Here is a 26,060-nt window from a genome sequence, read left to right as displayed (position 1 = left end):
ATAACGTGGCATGATTGGTCCTTGTGCCCCCATTTGGATTATTCTTTAGGGGTGACAACTATCCTGCCATAGGGGGGTACCCTTATATGTCACTTGCCAAGTACAGCATCAGCTAGCGGTCACAGGCAAAACGGCGGCGCACATCTGCGTACTACTCTGTGGACATGAGGCTAAGATTTATAAAGTTGAGCGTGACGAGCGCTTGATTGAGTCCATCATGGAGCATGAAAGGTTATTCTGGCAGTACGTGCAAACAGACACACCACCAACCCCTGATCATAGTGAGTCGGCAGCGCGTGCACTAAAACAGCTTTATCCCAAACCTGAGCCTAACAGCAAAATTGACTTTAAAAATGATGCTGGCGCTAACAAGCTATTTGAGCAACTACTGAGCTACCGTGATTACATGCAAGAGTTAGAGCAGCGTCATGATCAGGTAAAGCATCAGCTACAAACGCTTATTGCCGATCATGAAGTAGCAGTGTTTGAAAAAGGTGCTATTTCATGGAAGCGCTCGAAAGACAGTATCGGTCTTGATAGCAAGGCTGCCATCAAGGCGCATCCTGAATTGCTCGTGCAGTTTGGTAAGACAAAGCAAGGTAGCAGACGCTTCGTTGTGCTTAATGACTAAGCCAAAGATTACTCAATCATCAAAACATCTATTAACCAATCAAAGCAAATCAATCAAAGCGCATAACTGCCCACCCTAATCGGTGGGCTTTTTTATGGCTCATCAAAACACATAAGGAATATCACCATGATTAAAGGTCTCACCATAACCCCACCAGTATTAGGTCGTATCAGCATTGGACGTGTCATTCAAAAAGATGGCAAGCGTCTGCCTGCCAAAGACGATCAATTTACCATCACCAGCCAAGTCCAAAATAAAGACGGCTGGATCAATCATCCACTCGATGAAAAGCTACGCGCAACTAATGAAGGCAAGCTGAGGCAAATACCCGTGCGTATGCTGTTTAATGACCCTGAACTAAACCTCCGTGCTGAATATACTTTGTTTGATCGGCAAACTGGACGCCCGCTATGCGTAGGCGACGGTGAGCAGTGTCAGCGGCGCACAAGCAAGGGTGTGGAGCAATTACCTTGCCCATCCCCTGATCGTTGTCCACTAGCGCAAGGCGGTGCTTGTAAACCGTATGGACGGCTTTATGTCAATCTGTCTGAAGACGATGAGCTGGGCACATTCATCTTCCGCACGACTGGCTTTAATAGTATTAGAACGCTTGCCGCACGCTTAAGCTATTTTGCTGCAGTATCAGGCAATAAGCTATCTTGTCTGCCACTACAACTCACGCTAAGGGGTAAAAGCACCACGCAAAGTTATCGTACGCCAATTTACTTTGTGGATCTGACATTGCGTGATGGGGTGACGCTTAAAGATGCGGTACAACATGCTGGAGCGATTGATCGTGAGCTTAGCGAACATGGCTTTGATCAAGCGGCGTTAGAAGAAGCGGCTAAACAAGGTTATGTGAACTCCTGCTTTGAGGTTGATAGCGATGGTCTACTTGATGTGGTCGAAGAGTTTTATCCAATCGAGACGGAGGATGTGAGCAGTACTCAGCAAGGGAATTATCAGAATGGGTTAGCGACTCATAACGTGAGCAGCATTGAGCAAGGCTTACGAAAAAGCGTGACAGTAGTGAGCTAAAACCATCGGGCTAGAGATGCGACATAATAAAGAGCTGATTTATTCAGCTCTTTTTTTATTGTTTCATACAAGGCCAGTTACTGGACTACATGGGATGCCGTAAAAAAATATGGGACTCCGTAACTGTATGAGAAGAAAGATTCTCATTAATTTACAAAGGAGATAATCATGGAACAGTTAAATGCGAACACACAACAAAACGTATCAACAGCTAACGCTTTACAGATACCTCGCATGATACCGCTCAAGCAGGTAATGCATTATACAGCGCTTAGCAGTACTACGATTTATGAGATGGTCAATAAAAAATCTGATCGTTACGACCCAACATTCCCTGTTCAAGTAAAGCTATCAAAGGGACGTGTAGCATGGGTAGAACGCGAAGTGGCTGCTTGGATTGAGAGTAAGATGGCTGATCGGATTCACTGATCAAGGATAGAAAATAAGCCGCACTACGCGGCTTATTTTTTTGCTGTCCTTAACCGCATCTAGCTACGTTTAGCCACTTCTAGCTATCTGCAAGATACCAAGTTTGATCTTTAGAAGCCACTAGGCTATCACGGCACATTTTCTGTAATAGATTACGCACCTTGTTTTTACGCTGTTTATCATTTAGTACTTGCGGTAATTTATTAGTCAGCATCTTATCAAAGTCAGCTAGTCTACCCAGACGATAGTCTTGATGACCAATGGCATTACTTAATGCTTCACGGATGATATAGAGGTCGTACTGCTGCACCTCTTCAGGGAACAACGTACCAGCAGGCATGTAGCGGTAATTTAGATTGCGAATTTTGTTATACACCTCGTCCAAGGCTAACAAAAATGGTGGCGAAAAATACTCATAGTCTTTTTCAATACCATCAACGCCCTTTAGAATCCAAGTGATATGTGCTTGCGCTGGACTTAAAAAATACGTGGATTCATAACGTCCCAATAAAATAATCGCTGTGTTAGTTTAGGGGATAGTTACAAGCGGATACTAACAGCAATATCTCAACCGCTGTAAAGTGTAGTAGCATAAAAAATAGCAAGCCGCATCTATCTTAGGAGAAGCTAGTTATCCAGTGCCTCACGTATTACTGAGCGACTGGCTTTTGGCTATAGACTCATCCCAATAAGGCGGCGCTCCATAATAGCCTTCCATAAAATCGATAAAACACCTGACTTTGTGCGGTAGTAGCTTTCTATGGGCGTAGACGGCATATAAACCTAAGCGTTTAGGTTCAAGTTCAGGCAATACTATCACCAGCTTGCCACTGCTAACTGCTTCACTGACAATAAATGTCGGCTGTAATACCAATCCTGCACCTTCAATAGCTCCTTCTACCAACACATCACCGTTATTACTAAGAAACTCACTACCTTGCTTGAGAATCTTCGCCTTTAATAATTGGTAGACCTCTTCCTTCGCGTCCATGTTCATATAGCTATAATGTAAATAGCGATGATTCTCTAAATCTTCAGGCTTATCGAGTGTGTCATGCTTTTTCAAATATTCAGGCGACGCACACAGAACCACACGAATAGGTGCCACTTCCTTCGCAATAAGTGATGAGCTTTTCAGTTGACCTATACGCAGTGCAATATCAAACCCTTCTTCAACAATATCGACTTTACGATCAGTCAATTGTAGATCGACTGTGACCAATGGATAACGGATCTGAAAGTCAGTGACTAATTTAGCCATATGTTTTAAAGCAAAAGATACTGGCGCACTTATGCGCAACACACCTTTAGGGTTTTGCTGCAAACCACTTAGTTGCGACTCCATATCATCCATACTCAATAAAATCTGCTGCGCATGACCAAAGTAATGACTACCAGCTTCGGTGAGGCTTACTTTACGGGTGGTACGATTCAGCAGACGATTATTTAGCTGCTCCTCCAACTTAGAGACATATTTGCTCACCAATTGAGGTGACAGTTGCAGAGTATTTGCCGCATTAGTAAAGCTGCCTTCGGTCACCACCGCTACAAAGGCACGCATCGCATCGATTCTATCCATATTTTGCCCTGTTTTTCTTTAACTATCGAAATTGAACAATAAAGCCATTATCAACGATATGTTGTTAATTAATCAATATCACCTATCTTACTCTTTTTTTATGTTGATGGTAAAGTAGGGTCATGCTTTTTAAAAGCAATCATCTGACTAGGAGTAAGTATTATGTTAATCAATGGCAATTGGACTGAAGACTGGCAACCGGTACAAGCAGAAGACGAACAAGGGCGTTTTATTCGTCAAACCTCATCGTTCCGTCATTGGATTACTGCTGATGGACAAGCAGGACCAACGGGTACTGGGGGCTTTAAAGCAGAAAAAGACCGCTATCATCTATACGTAGCGCTGATTTGCCCTTGGGCCTCACGTACCTTGATGGCACGTCAGTTAAAAGGTCTGCAAGATATAATCGATATTACCGTGGTCAATCCGCAGCTTGGCAATCAAGGCTGGCAGTTTGGTGGCTTTGACGGTGCTGACAGTGATCCTATTAATCATGCCCAATTTGCTCATCAACTTTATACCAAAGCAGACCCTCAATTTACCGGACGCGCGACTGTACCTGTGCTTTGGGACAAAAAAACCAATACTATCGTTAATAATGAGTCTGCTGATATCTTACGTATGCTAAATACCGCTTTTACAGAACTCGTGCCAAATTACGTTGACTTGTTTCCAAAAGAGCTTGCTGATGATATCGAAGCCCTAAACTTAGTTATCTATGAGAATTTAAACAACGGCGTATACAAAGCAGGATTTGCGACGACACAAGGGGCTTATGAAGAAGCTTATCAGCAAGTATTTGACACCTTAGATATGCTTGAGGCGCGCCTGAGTGATGGTCGTCATTATCTATTTGGTGAGCAGCTGACGGAAACAGATATTCGACTGTTTGTGACTTTAGTACGTTTTGATGCCGCTTATCACGGTCTATTTAAATGCAACCGTAACTTGATCAAAGATATGAGTTCTCTACATGCTTATATGCTACGAATCTTAGCGCTTGATGGCATTTCAGAGACGGTGAGTATCAAGCACATCAAAGCAGGCTATTACTCTATCAAAGCGTTAAATCCCAATGGAATCGTGCCCACAGGGCCTGAACATATTTAGCAAGATAAAGGAGTAAAGTTCATGAATAATGAATCAACCACAGTCAAGCAACCTGTATTGTTTATACCTCATGGTGCCGGGCCTTGTTTTTTTATGGATTGGCAACCAGCAGACACTTGGGATCAGATGGCTGACTTTTTAACTAATAGCTCAAATGGTTTGCCAGAGCGTCCCAAAGCTATTTTAATAGTCAGTGCCCATTGGCAAACGCGGGAGTTTAGTATTACTGCCAGCAAGCAGCCTGAGCTGATTTATGATTACTCTGGCTTCCCTGAGCATACGTATCAGCTGACTTATCCAGCAGCTGGTGCGCCAGTACTGGCTGAGCGAATTGGTCATTTGCTCATCGATGCTGGTTTAAGCAATAAGCAGGACAGTTCCAGAGGTTTTGATCATGGGGTGTTTATTCCACTGAAACTGATGTTCCCTGACGCCGATATTCCAGTAGTACAGCTATCTCTGCGTCATGATTTAGACCCAAAAGTACATCTAAGAGCGGGCCAAGCGCTTGCCTCACTACGTGATGAAGGCGTGTTGATCGTAGGCAGTGGTATGAGCTTTCATAATATGCGAGGCTATGGTGATTCGAGTTTTACCGCACCGTCAGTAATATTTGACGAGTGGCTAACGACAGCAGTTGCAGCTAATGCAGATGAGCGCTTTGCAGCGCTTGCTAATTGGCCAGAGGCACCTCATGCATTGGATTCTCATCTATTAGGTGCGGAGGAGCATTTGCTACCTTTAATGGTTGCCGTAGGGGCAGCAGGAACAGATAGAGGTAAGAAAACATATTCTCAGCAAGTCATGAAAACTCAGATTTCAGCCTTTCAGTTTGGCTAAATTTATTAATCTGATATTCATTTAATTCTTTATAAACTGATACTCACAAAGCAGCAAACATACATAGACAAAAATTATTTATAAACGGAGAAATATTATGAACATCAACCTTAATGGAAAAACAGCACTCGTCACAGGTTCAACTGCGGGTATTGGCCTCGCTATTGCAACAGGTCTTGCCAAAGCTGGCGCACAAGTCACTATCGTTGGTCGCGATCAAGCTGGCGTTGATGAGGCGATCAAACAGCTTCAACAAGCTGATGCTGTTAATGATGCCAATAATATAAAAGGCATTGTTGCTGATGCGGGGACGGCTGGTGGCTGTCAGACAATTATCAACACCTTGCCAGAAGTAGATATCTTAGTGAACAATCTAGGGATTTATGGCGCCACCCCTTTCTTTGATATTGATGACAATGCTTGGGAGGAGATGTTCCAAATTAATGTCATGAGCGGTGTCCGTCTGTCGCGGCATTATGCAAAAGCAATGAAGGAAAAAGGTTGGGGTCGTATTCAGTTTATCTCTAGTGAATCGGCATTGAATATCCCAGCTGAAATGGTGCACTACGGCGTGACTAAAGCAGCTATTCAAGGCGTATCACGTGGTCTTGCCAAAGTGTTAGCGGGCAGCGGTGTGACAGTGAATAGTATTTTGCCAGGACCGACTCGAACCGAGGGCGCAAAAGCCATGATGCAAGAACTGGCGGATGAGCGCGGCGTCTCAGCGGAGGAGATGGAAGGCGTATTCTTAGATGAGAACCGTCCATCAACGCTACTTAAGCGTTTTGCAACCCCTGAAGAAATTGCCAACATGAGTGTCTATATTGCCTCAACACAAGCGAGCGCAACCACGGGTTCAGCACTACGGGTTGAAGGTGGTATTGTAGAAAGTATTGCTTAACGAGTTTTAGACGGTAAGTTTCTATCATTAATAATAAGGGTATTTAATTATGCTAACATCTAGCGCAACGATACAAACACAAAATCCGCAGCAAATAATGAATCGACTGTGCAAGCACTGGGCACATAAGCTGCCCGTTACCCTAAGCTCAGATAAAGGTGAGATTGAGCTGCCCATGGGTGTCTGTCAGATGTATTGTACTGACTTACTGATAGTAACACTCAAAAGTGATACCGAGCAGTTGCCAAAATTACAGCAAGTTGTCAGTGATCATTTGCTACGTATGGCTGGCAAAGAGACGCTTGTTATCGAATGGGCTTAATTGAGCATCACAGCCAATACAAGAAGAAAAGGTTATGAATATTGATTCGAAAGAGCGCTATGGTCGCATTAGCAAATTTTTTCACTGGAGTATGACAGTATTAATCTTCTGGTAGTTACTTAAGTTCACTGACCGTATCAGCGACGGCGAGCATTGGATCGGTCAGACGTTAGTGCCTTGGCATGTTTCTATTGGTGTTCTATTGCTCGTATTAGTTGTCCTGAGACTGATGTGGGTCGCTTCGCAACGCCATCAACGTCCAGTACACGAGCCAACCACTGCCAAGCTGGTTATCGCTGGTCATGGTTTGCTTTACGCGTGTATGTTACTGCTGCCGCTAGCTGGAATCATGATAATGATTGGTGGAGGCTATGGCCTAACCGCATTCGGCTTTGATATCTTTGCTGAAGGTGAAAAGGTTGCTTGGGCGGCAACGCTGGGTCAACTGCATGCACCACTGGCTTGGATGCTGACAGCACTAATCATTGTCCACACTGCTATGGCTTTGTATCATCATTACATTAAAAAGGATAACACCTTAAAGCGGATGCTGTAGTGCCTTTAAAATTACTACAGAATAACTCTATTGAGTAGCATAGTGAAGCGCCTCGAGTATATCGGAGGCTGATATTTTTCCAAAAAACCATCTTAAACTATCTAGCTCCAAATTTTACTCATTCAAGTAAAACTCAGCCATCCCGTCGAGCCTAGCCTTCACCTCTTTCCAGTTCGGCATTACTTGCGTTAATAGGCGCCAAAAGTTCTCGCTATGGTTATGCTCAGCTATATGACACAGCTCATGCAATATCACGTAATCAATGCACTCCTTTGGGGCTTTTATTAAATGAGGATTTAATATTAAATTGCCTTTAATTGAGCAGCTCCCCCATTGCTTTTTCATGGTCATTAATTTTATTGAGGGACTACTCTCGACCCACGAGGCCTTATATAGCAAGGCTTCAAGCCTCTCTCTAGAGACCGACGTAAATTTATCTTTATACCATTTATCAATCAAGCTTTTCACGAGAACTGCTTGTTTTTCAGAGTCTAATTCAGAATCAATTTGAGACAATTCCACATTCAGCTTACCGCGACTAAGCTTCACCGTGCTGTTTATCCCATCAGCAGTTTCTGTACTGGTTATCACTTTTAACACATAACGACGACCCAAATAAAACTGGGTCTCACCGCTAACATAACGTTTGGGTAATACATGATCTTGTTGCTTGGCAAAGTCTTGTAGGCTTTGCCATATCCAGCGCGCACGCTGCATCATCGCATCGTGTATCATCTCATCGGTAGCATCGTTAGGTGCGGTGGCGACCACACGCTGATCAGGATGTACTTTAATGATCACTTTTCGAGGCTTAGCCTTTTTAGCAATCAGCTTGTCGCTTTCAGGCTTATTTATCTTTTCTTTATAAGTTGCTTCTTTACGCACGACATAAGTTGCTTCTTTACGCACGACTTCATAGTCAATTTTATCTTGACCATAATAAAATGCACCATTCTCAGTCATTGCCTACTACCCTCTTGCTACTCTTAGGCTACTTGTCTCTCGAAAGTCCAAGACGGGTAATCTTTAGTACTTCCTCGATAAGCTGTTGCGCTTTATCAATACCTAAATCCATAAATAACATCGGCAGCAATTTGACACTAATAGCATTTTCAATTTCTGCTGGATTGATAGAATACTCAGCCACTGCTGTCTTAACGATCTTATCAATCTCAAAGGCGTAAGCGACTAGCTTGTCGTTATCTAAATCTTTATCTATCAAGAAATCAAAATCAAATAAATGCTTAAACAAACCAAAGTACGCCTGAGCATGTTTGTTCAATTTACCACTATCATCGATAAACGCATTCGGTACATCAGCGACATCGCGGTCTTTGACAGCTTGCTCAAAATCAGCAAACATCATGTACTGCTTCACTGGCGCATCGAACATGGCCTTAGCATCCGCAATCGCTTGCTTGAGCAATTTAGAAAAATACTCTTGGGCATAAGGATCATCAGCAAGATCTTGCTCAATCATCTTGGTGACACGACCAGTGATTTTATCGGTTTGGTTGCGCGCTTCATCATCGCTTAATTCTTCAGGCTTAACATCCTTACCTAAGTTACCAACCAAGTAAGCACCTTTTGCTTCGCGAACTTCAAGGCCTGCGATATGCTTATCAAGCAAGCTGCGAATATCTGCTTCATATTCATCATAGTCGATGGTTTCATCTGCATCTTCACGGACTTGCTTACGTAGATTGATAAAGGCTTTTAGATCGGCTTTGTAGCGATCACGCTTGCTATCAAATGATTTGTCTTCAAAGAAAGACGCCGATTGCAACGCAATTTTCATAGCGTTAGAAAATGCGGTCAAAGCTGCATAAAAGTCATCACGCTCTTTAAGCTTGGTATCGACTACTCTGCCGTCGATCTCTTGCATCTTTGGCGCCAGCACCTGCCTTAACGCTTGACCGTCTTGCTTATTTTTTACCGATGAGAAGATCGCCCACAGCTCACTATGTAACCTCGGTAGCTGCTTGTACTCAGTATCCATCGCGTTATATAGACCTTTGAGGTCATCGATATCAAAGCCACCTTGCGTACGTTCTGCTAAGTCTTGGTATTTTTCAATAGTGATATCCAGCTCTTTTAAGATGCCGCGATAATCAATCAAATAACCAAAGCGTTTCTTCTCATGCAAGCGGTTTACCCGTGCAATCGCCTGAATCAGGTTGTGCTGCTTTAAGGGCTTATCGATATACAGTACGGTGTTTTTTGGCTCATCAAAGCCCGTTAGTAGCTTATCGACAACAATCATAATGTCAGGACCATCATCCTGACTAAAGGCTTCTATGATAGCTTTGGTATAGGCTTTTTCGTCACCGCCATACTGATTGGCGACATTGGCTTGCCACCAATTCTGGACAATGTCTTTTGACTCGCCATCGACGGTATCATGCCCCTCACGGGTATCAGGTGGCGACATGGCAACCACTGAGGTCACTTTGCCAATCTTATCTAACGCCATTTTATAGCGGATAGCTGAGGCTTTAGAGTCACAAGCCAGTTGACCTTTTAGGTGCTGCTGTTTAAAGTTTTGGAAATGATCAGAGATGTCATGAGCGATCAGCTCAATACGTCCTTCAACCTGATAGATTTGACCTTTTTGAGAGAACTTACGTTTAAGGTCAGTCTTTTGATCATCGGTAAGCTTTTGGGTAATACGGTCAAACCATGCATCGATAGCTTGGTCATTGGTATTAAGCTCAGGGATACGCTCTTCGTATAACAGTGGCGTGACCGTTTTATCTTTAACCGCTTGCTGCATGGTATAAGAGTGGATGATGCTACCGAATTTATTCTCGGTCTTGTCATCTTTTAGCAATGGCGTACCTGTAAAGGCAATAAAAGCAGCGTTTGGCAAGGCTTGCGCCATACGAATATTATTCTCACCGTTTTGGCTACGGTGACCTTCATCGACCATAACGATGATATTTGGGCTGTCGTTATAACATTCATCATATTTAACGGCTGAGCCAAACTTATTAATAATGGAGAAAATAACACGCTCATTACCATGACCGATTTGCTGAGCTAAACGGCGACCAGAGGTTGCCATAGCATCGGATTTATCACGATCGGATAATACACCACCAGAAGCAAAGGTTTTACTAAGCTGAGTTTCTAGATCGACACGGTCGGTGACGATAATGACGCGGCACTTCGCGAGATCCTCTAACCAAATCAAAGCTTTGGAGAAAAACACCATCGTAAAGGACTTACCACTGCCTGTAGTATGCCAAATGACACCGCCTTGCCGACTACCCGACTTACCATCAGGGCCATCAAAGGTACTGATACGATCAATCAGAGCTTTGATACCAAAGACTTGCTGATAACGAGCAACGATTTTGCCAGCTTTTTTATCAAACAAGGTAAACATGCGCGTCATCTCAAGCAGACGTTCAGGCTGCAAAAGACTGATGATTAAGCGGTCTTGGTCGGTGACGACTAAATCACCGCCAGCAATCAATGATTTATATTCATCTTTAATAGAGGTAGGACGATCACCAAACAAGTTATCAATCTGCTCGTCACTGAGCGCTTGGTTTTTTAAACGATGAAAATCAGGCTCAGAGATTTCTTCTTCGACCCATTTCGCCCAAAATTTCCTAGGTGTACCGCAAGTAGCATACAGACCGTCATTACCGTTAACCGCAAGTAATAACTGGCTATAGGCAAATAGGTTTGGAATAAATTTCGGCTTTTGATTGCGAATATGCTGGGACACCGCTTGAGCATTGGTCGACTGTCCCTCTCTATTCGAATCAGGGCGCTTGGCTTCGACCACTGCCAGCGGTAGACCGTTCACGAAGCAAACGATATCAGGAATGACATTACCTGTGCCCTCAGTATTCTGTACTACCATCTCTTCAGTAACGTGAAAGCTATTATTATCAATATTATTCCAATCTATCAGAGCGACGGTCTGCGAGGTTTTTTTACCGTCGATAAACTCGGTCACCGTTACGCCGTACAGCATGGCGTTATAGAGCTTTTCATTGGCGAGCTGCAAGCCTAAGTTCATGGCGGGATTTAGCTCGTGCATGATTTTATCAATGGCACTGTCTGATAAATAATGCGGTGTGCCTTCAAACATAAAGGTTTGCTTGGCTAAGAACGCACGCATGATGGGCAATAACACCACTTGGTTGGTGGCTTTATTAGCATTAGCCTGATTCGCTAGCAGCTTACTAGCACGCATAGCGTTGCATTGGCTTGGCGGAATAAATTGATAGCCTAGTGTGGTAAGCAGTGCTAAGGCAGGAAGCTTTGAGCTAAATTCTTCTGCGAAGTTAATCGTGTTATTAGACATTACGCCACCCATTGCCTCAATGCATTTATAGCAATTGGCGCAAAGGCTTCAAGTTTGCCATTCTTAGGATGCGATAAATCATCAATGACCATTTGGATTAAATCACTATCATCTATGACATCATTAGGGTTAATGCCATTACCTAATAATAAAGCTTGTACAAACTGCCGTCTTTGCTCCACCAAAGATTTATTGTCATTGCCCAAATTTAATACGCGAACGGTTTCTTTGGCCTTAGCAGTTTTGCCTTCCACTCTACCACTTAACTTAAACTCTAAGTCTGTCTCACATTCAATATCAAAAGGCGTAAGTGGTAATGGCTGCGAACCATGTGCATTATCACATTGTTTAGGGGTCCTACAGCTGGCAACAATATTGGTATAATCAAGGCTCCTATTTGGCGCTATGCGTCTAGCGAGGACATGTTCATTCATGCAATCTTTGCCATTACCTGAAATGGGTTTGCAGCAGTATGCGCAGAGATAGAACTGTTCTGTTGCACAAGCAAGTCGAATATCTTCTCTTTCTACTTTATTTAATTTATCGTAATTGCCATGAGGGTTTGCTCGCTTCCAGCGGGTAAGACTTTGTGGCTCAAACCCTGTTTGCTTAGTTATTTTTCGCAAGTTGCAGCTCCTTTTTACGAAGTAGCAACCTTGCTTTGGCAAGCTCCATGTTGCCTGATGGCAGCTCCATTTCTAAAGCTTCTAAAAGCGTTTTAGCATTGCCAATATCAGCATCCTGTATTGCATCTAATAGATTGCCAAGCTTTTCGTTAATATCATGATCACGAATGTCAGTATCCATCACTTCTAGCAAGACAGTATTAACGTCCTCACCATATAAAGGTGGCAATGCGATGATCTCACCATCATTTAACAAATAAACTAAAATATCCTTTTGATCGCTAATGACTAAAGGCGAATGAGTACTTAGGACAATCTGGCATTTAGGAAAGGTATCGGTAAAGCGCTGCACAAGGTTACGCTGCCAACTGGGATGCAGGTGCATATCGACTTCATCTATCAAGATAATGCCATCGCCGTGTAAAGGATTGTCCAATTCAGGATTCATCATTGCTAGACGTCTAGCAATGTCTCCTACTAACGCCATAAGTGATTTCTCACCTTGCGAGAGTTGCATAACATTCAGTGATTTACCGTTTTTATCGACTGCCATATGCAGACGTGGCTTACGCTGTACTCGAATATTGCTTAGATCGGGCATAAAAGCTGTGATAGCGGTTCTAACTGCTTTTAGTTGATTGTCTTGGTATTCATCATTTAAAATTTTTTTAATAAAAGATATTGACTCTTGTATGTCTCCAATTTCTTTTTTTGCAGTATCTACATCATTAAAATCTATCTTTTTTATTCTTTGCTCATAATTGTCCATTAAAGCGTCAATGTCTGAGAATTCAATCTCAATAAATGATTCGTACCTTCTATTCTCCTCCTCGTTCTCAATATCTTCACGCTCGCGAAACCATTCAAAAAATCGCCTAAAGTCCACGCCTTGATTCAGCGCACTGTCATAACCGTCTATCTGATCAAAATTGTGTTTGTTTCTAATCTTTAATGGAATATCTAACACTGAACGCTCAACAGGATAGTAAGCAATCAAAGGCAGGCTAGCACTATCGTTATCGGTAAGTTGCTGACGGTAATTATCTACAAGCTTAGAAAGATGGCTCAAATTACTAGACTTATCGCTTTTGCGCCCTTTACGTGCTTTAACTAACGTCCATTGATACGATAAAAGCGCGGCTTCGCTATCGGTTTGAATATCATCAGATAATTGCAAAGTGATACTAGCTGCTGGTGCGTTATCGATAATATACAGCTCATCGATGGCATGACCACTGCCCTTTTCGGTACGCAAGCGTGCAACGAACCAGCTTAATGAAGTCGCTAATGCGTCTAATATTGAGGTCTTGCCTGCGCCGTTATTACCAATAAATACGGTAACATTCGACTCGTTATCTTCAGTCGGGGCAAAGTCCACTTCAAGGCTCTCAAAGCGTCCTAGGTTATTTAGCGTTAACTTTTTTATTTCCATGGTTATGTCCAAGCTTTACGCTTTGCATCGGTAGGATTTATTGATAGAGGATGAGTAATATTGAGTTAGTATAGCAGTGAGTCGTTAGCAATCGCTATAGGCCACTTTATTTCGTCCGATACTGTCATGAAAAAGGTAAAGAAAAACCGCCAAGGTTGCGCGTTACCCAAAGGGCACTAAGCGTGGCGGTTATGTTGGGTATAGATTAGTTGATAGTTGTTATGGTGTCAATTTACTTTGACAAGAAATAAAAAGTAAAAGCTCAAAAAAAGTAGCCTCGATATCTGAATGCTTTAAAAAGTGGGAAATATGCGAGTCATGGGACGGTATTCTTTAAAACTGTATTCGCGCCTCGTCCCTCGGCAAGATGGTATCTACACACTGATCACGATAGCCTATATAATTTGCCAGTATGTCCATTAAAAGTGAGGCTAAAATGACTCTAACGTAAGATTTGCAGTTCTTATAAATAAAGTAAATATGTAAAATAATTTTAATATGGTATGGATTAAACAATTTTGATCGTTATAACTTAAAATTGATTTAAAGGAGAGTGAGGTGAAGCTCTATAGAGGATTATCGTACATTAACAATAACAATATTCTTGAGAATAAATTTTTGAAAGAACCTAGAGTACCATTGCATACTAATATCAATATACATAATGTAGCTGATAACTGGTTTTATAATAAATTCGGAGTGAGAGCAAGAAGTGAAACTATTTTTTGTACTACAGACTTGCATCAAGCTTTAAGATTTGGATATGTCCATAAAATAGTACCTATAGAAGATGAAGGTATTAGGTTTATTTACAGTCCAAATGTAATTGATCTTATTGATATTCAAGAAGATATTGAAGAAAGGAGTGAGGGTTGTTACGATGAAAAAGAGATTGTTGAGTGGCTTGAAAGTAAATACTATTGCATTGAGAAGTCTTTTAAAGATATACCTTCAGGATTCAAAGGAGAAATCATGCTATATTGCAAAAAATATGAGATTAAAGAGTTATAGTAAGCTAGATGATAAGTTTTCAACTAAGAAGTTTTTAAAAAGTTTAAGTTTGTATAGAATTGATGGATATAGATTCCATAAAAAATTGGGAGGAGGTAGTTCTTTAAACTGCTTATATATGGAAGGCGAAAGAAAAGTTGTTATTAAGTTTTTAATTGCACCTAGAAATAACATCGAATTAGAGCGCTTCAAACAGGAAGCATCAGTCTTAGAATATAATCATATTAACGCAACTCCAGATTTCGATAACTATTATATTAAGACGAGCAGAATTTTAATCCCTAAAAATAGTTATCCACTACCAGTACTAGTCCATAAATATACTAATATGTGTGATGGATTAATAAATTTTTTTTCGTATGAGTACCAAGAAGGTGTTTTACTGAGTAATCTAAAGACGAACAGTTATACGTTAGAGCAAAAAATAACATTACTACATCGGATTGCTTCAGGTTTAAATTATTTCAATAGATTAGGTTATGAGCATAGAGATATACATCCAGGAAATATACTAATTAAAGACAACTATAGTATGCCTAATTTAGATTTGGATTATCAGAAGCAAAATGAACCGGGAGTGGTATTTCTTGATATGGGGAGTTGCCAAAAGAATAACTTCTATCAACATGAGGCATTTCGTTTTGAGAGAGATGTAGATGAAGATCTAGTGTTTAGCGACAATAACCGACGGCTTCTATCTTCGTTCGTAACTATGGCGCCAGACTTTTTACAAGAAGGTGAAAAAACAAAAAACTATGATTCTTGGTCATTCGGTGTTTACGCATATAAACTAATATTCAATGAGTATCCATTCGATGCCAAGCAGATAGGGGATGTTAATTTACTAGTGAATAGTAGGAATTTTCCAGATAGTTTTGAAAAAAATTTAAACCAGTTAGAACCTGGCTTAAAGTATATTTTTAAACATTTATTATCTCCTAAGGGAAATGAACGTCCTGAAATATATGTTATTGTACGTCTTTTTAGTTGGCTAAGGTTTCATAATAATAGGTTTCAAGACCCTGACTTCATCAAAAAAGTAATACATAATAATGGCGAGGACCCATATCACAATCCTATCGACAATTATTATTAATGATTGTGTAGATTAATAATATACACAATCATTAATTTACGCTAGTAGTTTTACTTAGTTATATTTAAACTAAACCATCAACCCGCACCCGCTTCTTACCCGTCAACAAAACCTGCATCAACGCCTTTTTCTCTTGCTGCAAATCAGCCAATTGCTGCTCAAGCAACTCAATTTCTTTATCGGCATTGGTTAAAACAGTGGCGATTTTTTGTTGTTCTTTTAGATTTGGTACTATGAATTTTACCTTTTCAAAACTCGTCTTATTTAGTATAGGTACAGCTGTAGTCCCTGCCCAAGCTAGTAATTTATGAGTATTAAACTCTATTAGATAATAAAAGAATTCATTTGAATTATTCTTATTAATTACCACGGAATTGATTTGTTGATTGGTAGCTAAATCTTCATTGGCTATCGCATTTTTTCCTATAGACGCTATGCAAGTTACTAAGACACTTCCTTTAGGAACAACTCTAGCTTTAGTTGCCCCTGATTCTGTTAGTTTAACTTTAGTATTTGATACATACTTTTGCTTAAAATCTTCAGCTGTAGCCCAAGATATATTGCCATCATAATTGCTAGAATCATTTTTTGGTGGCGTGCTACCAGTAACAACCTTACCAAAAGATGATACTGTTGCTTCTTCCCACTCACCCGCAAACCTTTTCCCCGACTCATCAAGCAACCGCTTTTTACCCGTCAGCAACTGCTGCATCAAGGCTTTTTTCTGCTGGGTACTATTGGCAATTAAACGCTCAGTGGTGCCAATCGCTTTATCCCAAGTAGATAGAATTTTGGCGATTTTTTGTTGTTCTTGTTTTGAAGAGGCAACCATAATTGGTAGTTCAGAAAGTATCGTAGTATTTAAATTAAGCATTGTTTGACCAACAGCATTTTGCTCTAACCACTTTCTTACTGCACTTTTTTGTAGGAAATAAGATAAAAATAATGCCGAGTGTTCTTTACTAATAGAAGCTTTTAAACATCCTGTGCCACACAGTGCACCTTCAGACTCTTCCGTTATTAAACCAAATCGAGCAACATCACCTCTTCTACTGAATAAAATATCGCCTTTTTTTAATTTATGCTTAGCAAGATCATCAGCTCTAGACTCTGTAATTTTTGCAGCACTATTAATGTCTGCTCTGCCGTTAATCAAATCTTTTGGCATCAAAACTGGAATGCCTTCATCTGTATATTCGTGAGCATGAAGTTGACTACCGAAAGGTCCAGTCTGAACTTTACTAGAAATATCACCAAGTGAGGTTAATTTCCAACCCTTAGGCACCATAACCCAACTCCTTTAAAAACCCTGCCATCTCAATCTCTAAGCTATCGAGTTCAGCCTTTAACTCAAGACGTTCAGCACGCACCGCATCCAGATCAATCTCCGCCTCTTCCTCAAAGGTATCGACATAGCGTGGAATATTTAGGTTAAAGTCATTTTCTTTTATCTCATCAAAGCTCGCTAGATACGCATATTTATCGACACTTTCTCGCGCCTTATAAGTCTCAATGACTTTAGCAATGTTATCTTCAGTCAGCTGATTTTGATTTTTACCTGATTTAAACTCATTACTGGCATCGATAAACAGGACTTTGTTATCGGTCTTATTCTTTTTAAAGATGAGAATTGCGGCTGGAATACCCGTGCCAAAAAACAGCTTCTCAGGTAAACCAATCACCGTATCAAGCAGGTTTTCTTCGATGAGTTGCTGACGGATTTTGCCTTCACTAGACGCGCGGAACAGCACGCCATGTGGTACAACTACACCCATTCTGCCAGTACTTGGCTTGAGCGTTTCAATCATATGACTGATAAAGGCATAGTCGCCCTTGGTCTTGGGCGGTACACCGCGATGGAAGCGACCATAAGGATCGCTGCTGGCATCCTCATGACCCCATTTATCCAGTGAAAACGGCGGATTGGCAGTGACCACATCGAACTGTAATAAGTGCTTGCCGTCCTTATCAAGTAGCAGCGGATTGCGGATGGTATCGCCCCACTCGATTCGGTGGTTGTCCTCACCATGCAAAAACATATTCATCTTAGCCAGTGCCCATGTCGAGCCAATGGCTTCTTGACCGTATAGCGCATATTTCTTGGAGTTTGAGTTTTTGCGTACCATCGCCCCGCATTTAATAAGTAGCGACCCTGAACCGCAAGCCGGATCACAGATTTGATCACCTTCAACAGGCTCAAGGATAGTCGCCAGTAAACTCGATACTTCTGGTGGCGTATAAAACTCACCCGCCGTTGCGCCACTACTGGCGGCAAAGTGCTTGATTAAAAACTCGTAGGCATTACCAATCACGTCCAAACTACCGACACGCTCAACGCTTAGGTTAAGGATATCTTTGCCAAAGTCTTCTAATAAATGCCGCAGTAACTCGTTCTTTTGCTTTTCTTGACCGAGTTTATCGGTGTTAAAGCTGATGTCTTGAAAGACGTTTTTGAGCTTAGTGCCGTTGGCTTCTTCAATCGCATGAAGGGCCTCATCGATACGTTGACCATTGCCCGGCTGATGACGCTGCTCATATAAATCCCAAAAGCTTGCGCCCTCAGGTAAGACAAAACGCTGCTTGGACATCATGGCATGGATCAGTTCTGGATTGTCACCAAACTGCTCAACCAGTTTGTTGTACTCATCGCGATAGACGTCTGACAAATACTTTAGGAACAACATAGTTAAGATGAAGTCTTTATAGGTATCGGCGCTAATGACCCCACGGAAGGTGTCACAGGCATTCCATACGGCTTTATTAATATCGTCTTGATTGATTTGGCTGGGCATTTATGGTTCCTAGATACTTTGGAAGGTAAGAGTTTTTATAGTGAGGTAATGATAGCAGGGTCTGATATGGATATCTTAAACTGATGGGTATTTAACTATGAGATTATTTCAAATTCGTGTAACATTTGTTTATTTTTACTTTGAGGCAAAGCATGGTTTTAATACGACATTTTATCCAAAAAATGGCAATAGCAATACTAGCACTGAGTATCAGCTGGTCAGTATTAGCGGCAAATTTTGAGTCTATTAAAGCATTAGCTGAATCAGGCGATGTTCAGTCTCAGCTTGAGCTTGCTAAGCACTATCAGACGCTCGTAAAACCAGACTATCGTATTTTTAATAATGAACCTATCGACTTCTATTATGAAGGTAAAGACGTAGATAAAAATGCTAAAAAAGCTTTAAGTTGGTATTTAAAAGCAGCTAACCAAGGTAATGCTGTCGCTCAGTCTAAGGTTGCCCTTTTTTATCATGATGGTATACATGTCCCGCTAGATCATGCCAAAGCTTTTGAATGGTATCAAAAAGCGATTAAAGAGGATGTGGCCGAAGCGCAGTTTGGCTTAGCGTTAATATACGCTCATAGTGATAAAATCACCGAGGATTTAGAAAAATCAAAATACTGGCTTACAAAAGCAGCAGAACAAAACTATCCTCCCGCTTTGTTTAGTCTTGCGTATGACTATCATAGTCACTACAACGAGCATGAAAGCCAGATAAAAGCGCTCAAACTATTTCAGAAAATGGCTAATGGAGAAGATCCGAACGATGAGTATGCTGTTCGCTCTTACTATGCACTAGGCTTTATGTACTATGATGGCTATGGTACTGAAAGGAATTATCACCAGTCGGTATACTGGTATCAAAAAGCTGCTGAACAAGGTCATGATACTGCTCAACTGGAACTGGGAAGAATGTACTCTAGAGGTGAAGGCGTACAAAAAAATCATGAAGAAGCCCTAAAATGGTATACAAAAGCAGCAAATCAAAGAAATATCTTGGCACAAACAGGTCTAGCATGGATGTACTACCATGGTAACGATGTCGAACAGGATTATACGCAAGCTTTTAAGTGGTTGAACAAGATAGTAGAGAGCGGTAAGGACGACCACTCAATTCAAGCAATGCTTGCGTCGTTATACCTCAATGGTGATGGTGTCGCTCAAAGTGATGATGAAGCAATCAAATGGTACGGTAAAGCCTGTCAAAATGGCAATCGCTACAGCTGTAAGCAATATCTAGAATTAACCCAATAATAGAAATAAACCATATGAAAACAATTGCATTCTGTCTACTAGCTAGCCTAGCTCTAAGCGCTTGTACAACGGGTATAAAAAGTAGCTCGACCATCAATAATCCCGACTCAGATGTAACTCAGTTCCCCGTTGAGACGGCTGTGATAAACATTTTTACCAAAGAATATAGCGACTCGCTATACAGCCTACTTTCTGATAAAAAATCTTTAGAATTTGACTATAAAATAATACCCAAAGCAGCGTCTAATTTTGAAAATCAACAGGTTCAAAGCGTACAATCAATCTCTAGTACTAGCATAGATAACGAAGTGATAACTAGAAATATCAGAATGAGTTACTTTACTCTCAATCCTTTCCTATTTAAAGGCTATACGAGTAGCTCAGGAGAATATAGCGTAGCTACGCAAAGCGCTATCCTACCTAGAGTAGCGAATGTAGGTAGCTCTGGTAAGTCTGTAGCTGCAATAGTGTATTCAGATAGTAGCAAAAGTAACCAAATAAGATCTTATACAGAAAAGTGGTCGTTATCAAAAGCCAGTCAGAATACAGCATGGTTTTGTATGGAAGAACTGGCACACGGTAATTTAGCTTTTAAGAAAAAGAAAATTCAATGTTTTGAAATTGACGAACATGGCGATATTTTAGATAGTAAAATAATAGAAACTTATAAAACAGAAGTTGGTGTTAAAACTATAGAAGTAATAAGTAGATTATGAAGATAAAAGGTTCTACTACTAACCAAGCTACAATGTATTTGCATTAAAAAAATACGTCATAGCTAAATAAATATTATAAAAACCTATAACTTATTAGCGAGTTAATTTATGAAAGTATTAGCATTAATAGCAGTGGTAGCTCTAGGCCTAAGTGCTTGTACTACTATGAATAACGATGTGATAACCCCAAATAAATCAAACCAAATAGTCACGCAATATCCTGTAGAGACCGCCCTACTCAATATCTATACCAAAGCGCGTACTGATACCCTGATACAAGCCAATGACAATCAAAACACAGTGCTTGAGATAAAAGTCGTTCCCAAAGGGAAAATGACATTCAACAACCAGCAGGCACAAGGTGCCGAAACTGCTTATACCATAAAATCAGATGGCATCATCGATCAGCAGCTAATATCAATCAATTACTATACCCTAAACCCTGTAAAGTTCTATGGCTTTACCAACAATCTAGGGGAGTACTCGGTAGCTAATCAAACCTCTGATATGCCCAAAATGGCAACTATAGGCGACTCAAGCGAGTTTATCACTGAGAGTGTCTATAGCGACAGCAGTCAAGATAAGTTAATCAGCAAATATACTCAGAGTTGGTCGCTGAAACGCGCTACTAATGATACCGCTTGGTTTTGTATAAACGCTTCAGAAAATCTGCTATTGAATGACGCCAATGGCACTATGTCTGAATGCTATAACATCAACGCTAAAGGTGATTTATTAAGTACTAAAGTAGTAGATTCAAGCCCATTAGAAGACGGTGTTAAGAGAATAATTTATAACAGTCTGTGATAGGTATAAATAAGGATGAATATATGAGAATCTTAAGACTATGCTGTGCGGTTGTTTTGCTTGCTGGCACGACTATACAAGGTCATACAAAACCACTCAATGATAGCGTGCAATATCCTATCTCTGCGCCATTATCTCAGTTAATTACTGGCAATTTCGTTAAAATAATAGCACTGTCTAATGAAGGTATGATCTCAAAAATAACGACCACCCAAACTCGAAAAGGCCAAGTTAAGGTCGATAATAAGACAGCGTTCACTGTGGTGAACGATAACGTAATGACCCTCAACAGCAAGCCTCTAACTTCTGCAACACTCACACGCTACTACAGCTTAGATCCGCTGACCAGTCATGGCTCACCTGATCAAGAAGCGCTAGACATTGACATAACGTTCAGTGCCTTACCTACAACAGCCGCTATCGGTGACTCGGGTGAATTTGCGAAAAGTGTGATGCCAACAGAATATGATAATGACCTAACACAGACAGCCATTCAAACCTGGTCGCTTAAGCAAGCCACTGACAATACTGCTTGGTTGTGCCTGCACACCACTCTTACGGAGCCCTCATCACCAGAGGACGTTGCTGCGGATGAGTGCTATCAGGTTACGCGCAGTGGTGCTATCGTGGATATGAAAATTACGGTCCCACCGCCGATACAAGTGCAGTTGGCGACTATCAACTTTTCATAAGAAGACCTATTGAAAAGGACTCATATGAAAGCTCTAGGATTATGTACATTACTAGCTTTCTTAATCGGCTGTACAGCAGCCGACGTAGCGACGGATTCATGGGGAACAAGCGTTATGCCCTCATCTTCGAGTGATAGCACGCGTGGTGTCAGTCCCGACTTGCCCGTTGAATATCATAGCTCAATAGAAGGTCATGACGACACTTGTGGATTTAAGAACAGCGCTGGGAATGTTATTACCCCTGCTATCTATGATCATTGCGGTGAGTTCCATGACGGCATGGCTTACGTGACGCACGGTTATGACACGATTGGTTATGTCGATATTCAAGGTAAGGTTGCCATACCTGTTATTTATCCTATCTTTTTTGACTTCGTACCTGAGATGCATAATTTTAGTGAAGGTCGAGTTGCGGTTTATAAAGATGACAAATGGGGCTTTATGGACAAGCAAGGCAAGCTCGTCATTCCTTATGTCTATCGCTATGTTGGAGATTTCTCAAATGGACTGGTAACGGTGTTAAGAAATGAAAAATTTGGTGCCATTGACAGTAATGGCGATACCGTCATTGATTTTCGATACCAACAGCTTGGCAACTTTAAGGAAGGTCTAGCAAATTTTAGTCTGACAGATGACCAAAAAGTAGGATATATAAACACTAAAGGTCAGCCAGTTATTGCCTCTACATGGGATGCCGCATTGGATTTTTCTGAAGGTCTGGCGGCGGTAGGTGTCGGAGATAACGATAAGTTGAAATGGGGATTTATTGACCACGCAGGTCGAGTAGTCATTGAGCCAAAATATAATGCAGCCTCTCCCGATGTGGGCGACTTATCTTTATACACAGATGTCAGCGACGGTTATTTTATCAATGGTCTGGCCACTATGTACTTAGAAGGTGACCAAATCACGCAGGTCATTATTGATAAGCAAGGTAATGAAATTAAGCGTCAAACTTATGACAGTTACGACGATATATTTGGCGAAATTTCTTTTTAAAAGATCTTTAGTGAATGGGAAGGAAACCTTAATAACCAAAAAACGCTTTTTAGTGATAGTATATATTTGAGACTAAATAGTATCTTAGACATATTTAGTTACAATCTATCAAAGCATAAATCCCATTATTTACCTTACATCCAATACTACAAACCTGTTGGTCTATTTGATGGTCTAATACTTAGCTACAGTATATTAAATACATTTATATCAATCACTTGAAAATATAGTTAGACTTCCTCCTTCACCGCCAATCTTATTCTGCTTTATCAAAGCCTCTAGTTTTACACTCTATCCAAATTTCTTTAAAACATCTCCTAAGTGTTAAGCAATAACGCTTAACTTTATCTTGCCTGATTTTTCTAGTTATTCCTATTTAAACTTATTTACTAAACCCCGCCCGCGCCTTTACTGGACGCCTCGCTGTTTTTTCTCAGTATCCCAGCTGCTATTTTTTGAGTATCAGCCACTACTGTCATCGACATGAATGCCCTATCTTCATGAGCGCTGATGGGTCTTAAACAGCTCATCCGTCAATATCTTATAATCAAAATATTATATTTTACTAAAAATCTAAGTTAACGGTAGCTAGCTCAAGGATTATATCGTTGGTATTATAATTATCTTGCAGTTCATTAAACACAAGCAGTTTTCAGCTATGTCCAAAACCTTACTCATCCGTATACTCCTACTCATTGTCGGTATCATCATCACCATAGACTGCGCTGTATTGATGATTATTGGCAAGATTAACTTTGGCTCAGTAGTGCCATTTATTATTGGCGTAATTTTTGTCATTCATGGCATTTACTGGGAACGAATTCGCCGTTTCATCAGGCATCACCCTCTATTTAAGCGAGTATGGTATGGCTTATGGGGCTTATTTATCCTATGGCTTATCAGCTTTATGGTGTTTGTTTGGTCACTGCAGCAGCAGATTGAACGAAGCCAGCAGCCAGCGCCGACAGTGGCAGCTATCATTGTATTAGGTTCAGGCACAGTCGCAGGCAAACCCACTCCTACCTTAGCCAAGCGCTTAGATACTGCGGCGCCTCTCATTGATGCACAACCAAACGCCATAGTAATAACCAGCGGTGGTGTTGGTTTTCAGCGTAGCCGTAGCGAGGCTGATATCATGGCGTCCTACTTACACGAGACGTACCGCATCCCGTTTGAACGCATTCTACAAGAAGGTAAAAGCACCAGTACAGAAGAAAATTTAGCCAATAGCCAAGCCCTATTAGCGGCGCAAGGCGTCTCTATCACTGACCCTATTGCTATCGTGACCAGTGATTTTCATACCATTCGGGCAGCAGCCATTGCAAGGCATCAAGGCTATCAACAGCCAATTACGGTGGCTAGCCCGACCCCTTTATCCATTCGTTATAATGCATGGTTTCGAGAATATTTTGCCTTTGCCAGTGGTTGGCTGTTGGGGGAGTATTAAAAAGCTCACAGCACTTCACAGCCCTTATAAGTAAGCCTTTAGTAATATAGCATTTATCAATGTATAACTGGCGTGCCTTGCGTGGTAAAGGCAAAGGCTTTATTGCTAAAATTGCCTATCATCACCGCCTCAATGACTGGGGCGACGGTCTCATCAATACCTTCGACTTCAATGATGAAGTTAGCTCCAGAGCCGCCTTTGTCTTCTTCTTTTTCGACAATATAATTGAGCGTGCCCATTGCTGGTAGCTCGATAGGTTTATTCAGATATGATTTTACAAAAGCCCCACGGGTATCGTAGTAATCGATTTTATTGATATAAAGTGATTTTTTTAAGGTGGTATTACGCACACTCAAAGTCGCAGACAGCAAGACCTTACGATTGTCTCTATCGGTATAAATGTCAGAGTAAATCGGCACATAAAAGGTTTGCTGATAGCCAAGTTTACTATGATCAATTTTTGAGGTGATCTCCAGCTGTTTGATTGGGTCTTTTTGCCCTTCTGACAGCATGACATTCGGGTCTTGCGACGATTGATCACAGCCTGATAATAGTGCCGTCATGGCAAGCATTAGGATGGATATGTGACGCTTATTCATAACTTTCCCTTTTATAATGTCATAGCGCGGCTATTTAAATAACGCTTATGTCGTCATTAATAGGTAGACAATATACCCTTTATTTAGATTTAGCCCGCTACTGCACTTTTACCCCAACGCTACGCAAAAACTGGTTAATATGCTTGTTTGCGCCATAGATTATCAAGACATCTTTATCTTGTAGCACCTGCTCAGGCTCGGCCAATCCTTCGATACTTGGCTTACGTTGCGTACGTCCAAAGCTATCTTCATAATACTCATAGCGCATGGTACTAAGCAATCGAATATTGAATTTTTGCTCAAGCTGTAAGTCGTCGACGGTCTTTCCAATCAAGGCGTTTGGAATACTAAGCTCAACGATACTAAAATGATCGGTAAGCTCAAACGAATCTACAAAGTAGCGCAGTGACAAGCGTTTTGCCCAGCGGTCAGCGGCTTCTTTTTCGGGCAAAATAAGATCGTCCACACCGATGGCTTGCAGCACTTTTTGGTGCAATGGATTGATACTGCGGCTGTTCAAGCGCCGTGCTTTTAAGGTCTTAAATAGCGCCGTTGCCATGACATTTGCGCCTTGGTCTTCGCCGATTGCGACCACGACGATATCGGTATCGATAATGGGTAAACCGGTGACGGTATACTCGTCGGTGGCATCCATACAGACGGTATGCGAGATGACTTCTTTATAAGCCTCGACTTTTTGTATACTGCTATCGATAGCAATTACTTCGTGACCTTGACTGGTCAACGCTATACCCAGCGACGAGCCAAAATTCCCCAATCCTACGATGATATATTTCATATTGTCCTTTTTGTGCCTTAATAATAGTGCCACACTTGAGGTAATAGAACTTTAATTAACA

General features: G+C 41.2%; 27 protein-coding genes. 16 read left to right on the top strand and 11 right to left on the bottom strand.

Translation table 11 applies throughout. The features are described 5' to 3' along the window. Nucleotides 1–217 precede the first annotated feature (217 nt). The 3 genes from AAEY80_RS08800 to AAEY80_RS08790 all read left to right on the top strand — a co-directional run bounded on the left by AAEY80_RS08800 (nt 218) and on the right by AAEY80_RS08790 (nt 2,098). Nucleotides 218–631 (top strand): hypothetical protein, encoded by a 414-nt coding sequence (locus AAEY80_RS08800; protein WP_350588201.1) that lies wholly within the window; start codon nt 218–220, stop codon nt 629–631. Between the two features lie 126 nt (nt 632–757). Then, complete coding sequence (locus AAEY80_RS08795) at nt 758–1,669, top strand: recombination directionality factor (protein WP_201582809.1); 912 nt, start codon at nt 758–760, stop codon at nt 1,667–1,669. Between the two features lie 168 nt (nt 1,670–1,837). After that, complete coding sequence (locus AAEY80_RS08790; RefSeq protein ID WP_201578560.1) at nt 1,838–2,098, top strand: helix-turn-helix transcriptional regulator; 261 nt, start codon at nt 1,838–1,840, stop codon at nt 2,096–2,098. 79 nt (nt 2,099–2,177) lie between these two features. On the opposite strand, the gene AAEY80_RS08785 is transcribed toward AAEY80_RS08790, so the two are convergent. Together AAEY80_RS08785 and AAEY80_RS08780 are read right to left on the bottom strand one after the other, a co-directional pair. Then, a complete protein-coding gene (locus tag AAEY80_RS08785) occupies nt 2,178–2,606 on the bottom strand; it encodes a hypothetical protein (RefSeq protein WP_201617582.1) in 429 nt (142 codons plus the stop codon). A 135-nt stretch (nt 2,607–2,741) separates the two neighbouring features. Continuing rightward, on the bottom strand, nt 2,742–3,677 hold the full coding sequence (locus AAEY80_RS08780; RefSeq protein ID WP_045452403.1) for a LysR family transcriptional regulator: 936 nt from the start codon (nt 3,675–3,677) through the stop codon (nt 2,742–2,744). Nucleotides 3,678–3,839: 162 nt separating this feature from the next. On the opposite strand from AAEY80_RS08780, the gene AAEY80_RS08775 reads away from it, so the two are divergent. The 5 genes from AAEY80_RS08775 (at nt 3,840) to AAEY80_RS08755 (ending at nt 7,406) form a co-directional block, all read left to right on the top strand. After that, on the top strand, nt 3,840–4,787 hold the full coding sequence (locus AAEY80_RS08775; RefSeq protein ID WP_045452401.1) for a glutathione S-transferase family protein: 948 nt from the start codon (nt 3,840–3,842) through the stop codon (nt 4,785–4,787). Nucleotides 4,788–4,808: 21 nt separating this feature from the next. Continuing rightward, a complete protein-coding gene (locus AAEY80_RS08770; protein ID WP_045452399.1) occupies nt 4,809–5,627 on the top strand; it encodes a DODA-type extradiol aromatic ring-opening family dioxygenase in 819 nt (272 codons plus the stop codon). Between the two features lie 97 nt (nt 5,628–5,724). Continuing rightward, a complete protein-coding gene (locus AAEY80_RS08765) occupies nt 5,725–6,528 on the top strand; it encodes an SDR family NAD(P)-dependent oxidoreductase (protein ID WP_350588200.1) in 804 nt (267 codons plus the stop codon). A 49-nt stretch (nt 6,529–6,577) separates the two neighbouring features. Continuing rightward, entirely contained in the window at nt 6,578–6,850 is a 273-nt protein-coding gene (locus tag AAEY80_RS08760; RefSeq protein WP_101210643.1) for a DUF2218 domain-containing protein, read from the top strand. Nucleotides 6,851–7,022: 172 nt separating this feature from the next. Beyond that, nucleotides 7,023–7,406: a cytochrome b gene (locus tag AAEY80_RS08755; protein ID WP_227692073.1), complete on the top strand. Its 384-nt coding sequence runs from the start codon at nt 7,023–7,025 to the stop codon at nt 7,404–7,406. A gap of 114 nt (nt 7,407–7,520) precedes the next feature. On the opposite strand, the gene AAEY80_RS08750 is transcribed toward AAEY80_RS08755, so the two are convergent. Genes AAEY80_RS08750 through AAEY80_RS08735 form a run of 4 tightly spaced genes read right to left on the bottom strand, consistent with a single transcriptional unit; the run spans nt 7,521 to nt 13,785 of the window. Next, on the bottom strand, nt 7,521–8,369 hold the full coding sequence (locus AAEY80_RS08750) for a M48 family metallopeptidase (protein ID WP_350588199.1): 849 nt from the start codon (nt 8,367–8,369) through the stop codon (nt 7,521–7,523). Between the two features lie 28 nt (nt 8,370–8,397). Then, on the bottom strand, nt 8,398–11,727 hold the full coding sequence (locus AAEY80_RS08745) for a type I restriction endonuclease subunit R (protein ID WP_350588198.1): 3,330 nt from the start codon (nt 11,725–11,727) through the stop codon (nt 8,398–8,400). After that, the gene (locus AAEY80_RS08740) at nt 11,727–12,353 is read right to left on the bottom strand and encodes an HNH endonuclease family protein (RefSeq protein WP_350588197.1); all 627 of its coding nucleotides are present in this window, start codon (nt 12,351–12,353) and stop codon (nt 11,727–11,729) included. Before AAEY80_RS08740 ends, AAEY80_RS08745 begins: the two co-directional genes overlap by 1 nt. After that, entirely contained in the window at nt 12,337–13,785 is a 1,449-nt protein-coding gene (locus AAEY80_RS08735) for an AAA family ATPase (protein ID WP_350588196.1), read from the bottom strand. The genes AAEY80_RS08740 and AAEY80_RS08735 overlap by 17 nt, the downstream gene beginning before the upstream one ends. 558 nt (nt 13,786–14,343) lie before the next feature. Here AAEY80_RS08735 and AAEY80_RS08730 point away from each other — a divergent pair. Then, nucleotides 14,344–14,796, top strand: a complete 453-nt coding sequence (locus tag AAEY80_RS08730) for a hypothetical protein (RefSeq protein WP_350588195.1) — start codon at nt 14,344–14,346, stop codon at nt 14,794–14,796. Beyond that, a complete protein-coding gene (locus AAEY80_RS08725; protein WP_350588194.1) occupies nt 14,777–15,892 on the top strand; it encodes a protein kinase domain-containing protein in 1,116 nt (371 codons plus the stop codon). Before AAEY80_RS08730 ends, AAEY80_RS08725 begins: the two co-directional genes overlap by 20 nt. Before the next feature lie 64 nt (nt 15,893–15,956). Here AAEY80_RS08725 and AAEY80_RS08720 read toward each other — a convergent pair whose 3' ends face one another. Next, nucleotides 15,957–17,180, bottom strand: coding sequence for a restriction endonuclease subunit S (locus AAEY80_RS08720; RefSeq protein WP_350588193.1), 1,224 nt, complete (start codon nt 17,178–17,180; stop codon nt 15,957–15,959). Next, complete coding sequence (locus tag AAEY80_RS08715) at nt 17,170–18,684, bottom strand: type I restriction-modification system subunit M (RefSeq protein ID WP_350588192.1); 1,515 nt, start codon at nt 18,682–18,684, stop codon at nt 17,170–17,172. Before AAEY80_RS08715 ends, AAEY80_RS08720 begins: the two co-directional genes overlap by 11 nt. Nucleotides 18,685–18,809: 125 nt before the next feature. On the opposite strand from AAEY80_RS08715, the gene AAEY80_RS08710 reads away from it, so the two are divergent. The 5 genes from AAEY80_RS08710 (at nt 18,810) to AAEY80_RS08690 (ending at nt 23,154) form a co-directional block, all read left to right on the top strand. Further along, nucleotides 18,810–19,940, top strand: a complete 1,131-nt coding sequence (locus AAEY80_RS08710; RefSeq protein WP_201582782.1) for a tetratricopeptide repeat protein — start codon at nt 18,810–18,812, stop codon at nt 19,938–19,940. A 14-nt stretch (nt 19,941–19,954) separates the two neighbouring features. Further along, nucleotides 19,955–20,656, top strand: coding sequence for a hypothetical protein (locus AAEY80_RS08705; protein WP_101211350.1), 702 nt, complete (start codon nt 19,955–19,957; stop codon nt 20,654–20,656). 108 nt (nt 20,657–20,764) lie between these two features. Further along, nucleotides 20,765–21,463 carry a hypothetical protein gene (locus tag AAEY80_RS08700; RefSeq protein WP_101211351.1) on the top strand — a complete coding sequence of 233 codons (699 nt, stop codon included), beginning with the start codon at nt 20,765–20,767 and terminating at the stop codon, nt 21,461–21,463. A 23-nt stretch (nt 21,464–21,486) separates the two neighbouring features. Continuing rightward, the gene (locus tag AAEY80_RS08695) at nt 21,487–22,155 is read left to right on the top strand and encodes a hypothetical protein (RefSeq protein ID WP_101211352.1); all 669 of its coding nucleotides are present in this window, start codon (nt 21,487–21,489) and stop codon (nt 22,153–22,155) included. Nucleotides 22,156–22,179: 24 nt separating this feature from the next. Beyond that, nucleotides 22,180–23,154 (top strand): WG repeat-containing protein, encoded by a 975-nt coding sequence (locus AAEY80_RS08690; RefSeq protein WP_101211353.1) that lies wholly within the window; start codon nt 22,180–22,182, stop codon nt 23,152–23,154. 389 nt (nt 23,155–23,543) lie between these two features. On the opposite strand, the gene AAEY80_RS08685 is transcribed toward AAEY80_RS08690, so the two are convergent. Then, the gene (locus AAEY80_RS08685; RefSeq protein ID WP_157824030.1) at nt 23,544–23,684 is read right to left on the bottom strand and encodes a hypothetical protein; all 141 of its coding nucleotides are present in this window, start codon (nt 23,682–23,684) and stop codon (nt 23,544–23,546) included. A gap of 128 nt (nt 23,685–23,812) precedes the next feature. Here AAEY80_RS08685 and AAEY80_RS08680 point away from each other — a divergent pair, with 128 nt between their 5' ends. Further along, nucleotides 23,813–24,601, top strand: a complete 789-nt coding sequence (locus AAEY80_RS08680) for a YdcF family protein (RefSeq protein ID WP_350588191.1) — start codon at nt 23,813–23,815, stop codon at nt 24,599–24,601. Nucleotides 24,602–24,657: 56 nt separating this feature from the next. Here AAEY80_RS08680 and AAEY80_RS08675 read toward each other — a convergent pair whose 3' ends face one another. Then, the gene (locus AAEY80_RS08675) at nt 24,658–25,200 is read right to left on the bottom strand and encodes a DUF3124 domain-containing protein (protein ID WP_025653237.1); all 543 of its coding nucleotides are present in this window, start codon (nt 25,198–25,200) and stop codon (nt 24,658–24,660) included. Between the two features lie 97 nt (nt 25,201–25,297). Then, a complete protein-coding gene (locus AAEY80_RS08670) occupies nt 25,298–25,999 on the bottom strand; it encodes a potassium channel family protein (RefSeq protein ID WP_350588190.1) in 702 nt (233 codons plus the stop codon). Nucleotides 26,000–26,060 lie beyond the last annotated feature (61 nt).

The organism is Psychrobacter sp. 78a-MNA-CIBAN-0178 (assembly GCF_040309625.1).
Classification (GTDB): domain Bacteria; phylum Pseudomonadota; class Gammaproteobacteria; order Pseudomonadales; family Moraxellaceae; genus Psychrobacter; species Psychrobacter okhotskensis.
Note: the sequence above shows the minus strand (reverse complement) of the source record. Positions and strands in the feature narration are given on the sequence as shown.

Coding starts and splice junctions, on each gene's coding strand:
- AAEY80_RS08800 (WP_350588201.1), top strand. CDS start 218: ATGGAGCATGAAAGGTTATTCTGGCAGTACGTGCAAACAGACACACCA.
- AAEY80_RS08795 (WP_201582809.1), top strand. CDS start 758: ATGATTAAAGGTCTCACCATAACCCCACCAGTATTAGGTCGTATCAGC.
- AAEY80_RS08790 (WP_201578560.1), top strand. CDS start 1,838: ATGGAACAGTTAAATGCGAACACACAACAAAACGTATCAACAGCTAAC.
- AAEY80_RS08780 (WP_045452403.1), bottom strand. CDS start 3,677: ATGGATAGAATCGATGCGATGCGTGCCTTTGTAGCGGTGGTGACCGAA.
- AAEY80_RS08775 (WP_045452401.1), top strand. CDS start 3,840: ATGTTAATCAATGGCAATTGGACTGAAGACTGGCAACCGGTACAAGCA.
- AAEY80_RS08770 (WP_045452399.1), top strand. CDS start 4,809: ATGAATAATGAATCAACCACAGTCAAGCAACCTGTATTGTTTATACCT.
- AAEY80_RS08765 (WP_350588200.1), top strand. CDS start 5,725: ATGAACATCAACCTTAATGGAAAAACAGCACTCGTCACAGGTTCAACT.
- AAEY80_RS08760 (WP_101210643.1), top strand. CDS start 6,578: ATGCTAACATCTAGCGCAACGATACAAACACAAAATCCGCAGCAAATA.
- AAEY80_RS08750 (WP_350588199.1), bottom strand. CDS start 8,369: ATGACTGAGAATGGTGCATTTTATTATGGTCAAGATAAAATTGACTAT.
- AAEY80_RS08745 (WP_350588198.1), bottom strand. CDS start 11,727: ATGTCTAATAACACGATTAACTTCGCAGAAGAATTTAGCTCAAAGCTT.
- AAEY80_RS08735 (WP_350588196.1), bottom strand. CDS start 13,785: ATGGAAATAAAAAAGTTAACGCTAAATAACCTAGGACGCTTTGAGAGC.
- AAEY80_RS08725 (WP_350588194.1), top strand. CDS start 14,777: ATGAGATTAAAGAGTTATAGTAAGCTAGATGATAAGTTTTCAACTAAG.
- AAEY80_RS08720 (WP_350588193.1), bottom strand. CDS start 17,180: ATGGTGCCTAAGGGTTGGAAATTAACCTCACTTGGTGATATTTCTAGT.
- AAEY80_RS08715 (WP_350588192.1), bottom strand. CDS start 18,684: ATGCCCAGCCAAATCAATCAAGACGATATTAATAAAGCCGTATGGAAT.
- AAEY80_RS08705 (WP_101211350.1), top strand. CDS start 19,955: ATGAAAACAATTGCATTCTGTCTACTAGCTAGCCTAGCTCTAAGCGCT.
- AAEY80_RS08700 (WP_101211351.1), top strand. CDS start 20,765: ATGAAAGTATTAGCATTAATAGCAGTGGTAGCTCTAGGCCTAAGTGCT.
- AAEY80_RS08695 (WP_101211352.1), top strand. CDS start 21,487: ATGAGAATCTTAAGACTATGCTGTGCGGTTGTTTTGCTTGCTGGCACG.
- AAEY80_RS08690 (WP_101211353.1), top strand. CDS start 22,180: ATGAAAGCTCTAGGATTATGTACATTACTAGCTTTCTTAATCGGCTGT.
- AAEY80_RS08685 (WP_157824030.1), bottom strand. CDS start 23,684: ATGAGCTGTTTAAGACCCATCAGCGCTCATGAAGATAGGGCATTCATG.
- AAEY80_RS08680 (WP_350588191.1), top strand. CDS start 23,813: ATGTCCAAAACCTTACTCATCCGTATACTCCTACTCATTGTCGGTATC.
- AAEY80_RS08675 (WP_025653237.1), bottom strand. CDS start 25,200: ATGAATAAGCGTCACATATCCATCCTAATGCTTGCCATGACGGCACTA.
- AAEY80_RS08670 (WP_350588190.1), bottom strand. CDS start 25,999: ATGAAATATATCATCGTAGGATTGGGGAATTTTGGCTCGTCGCTGGGT.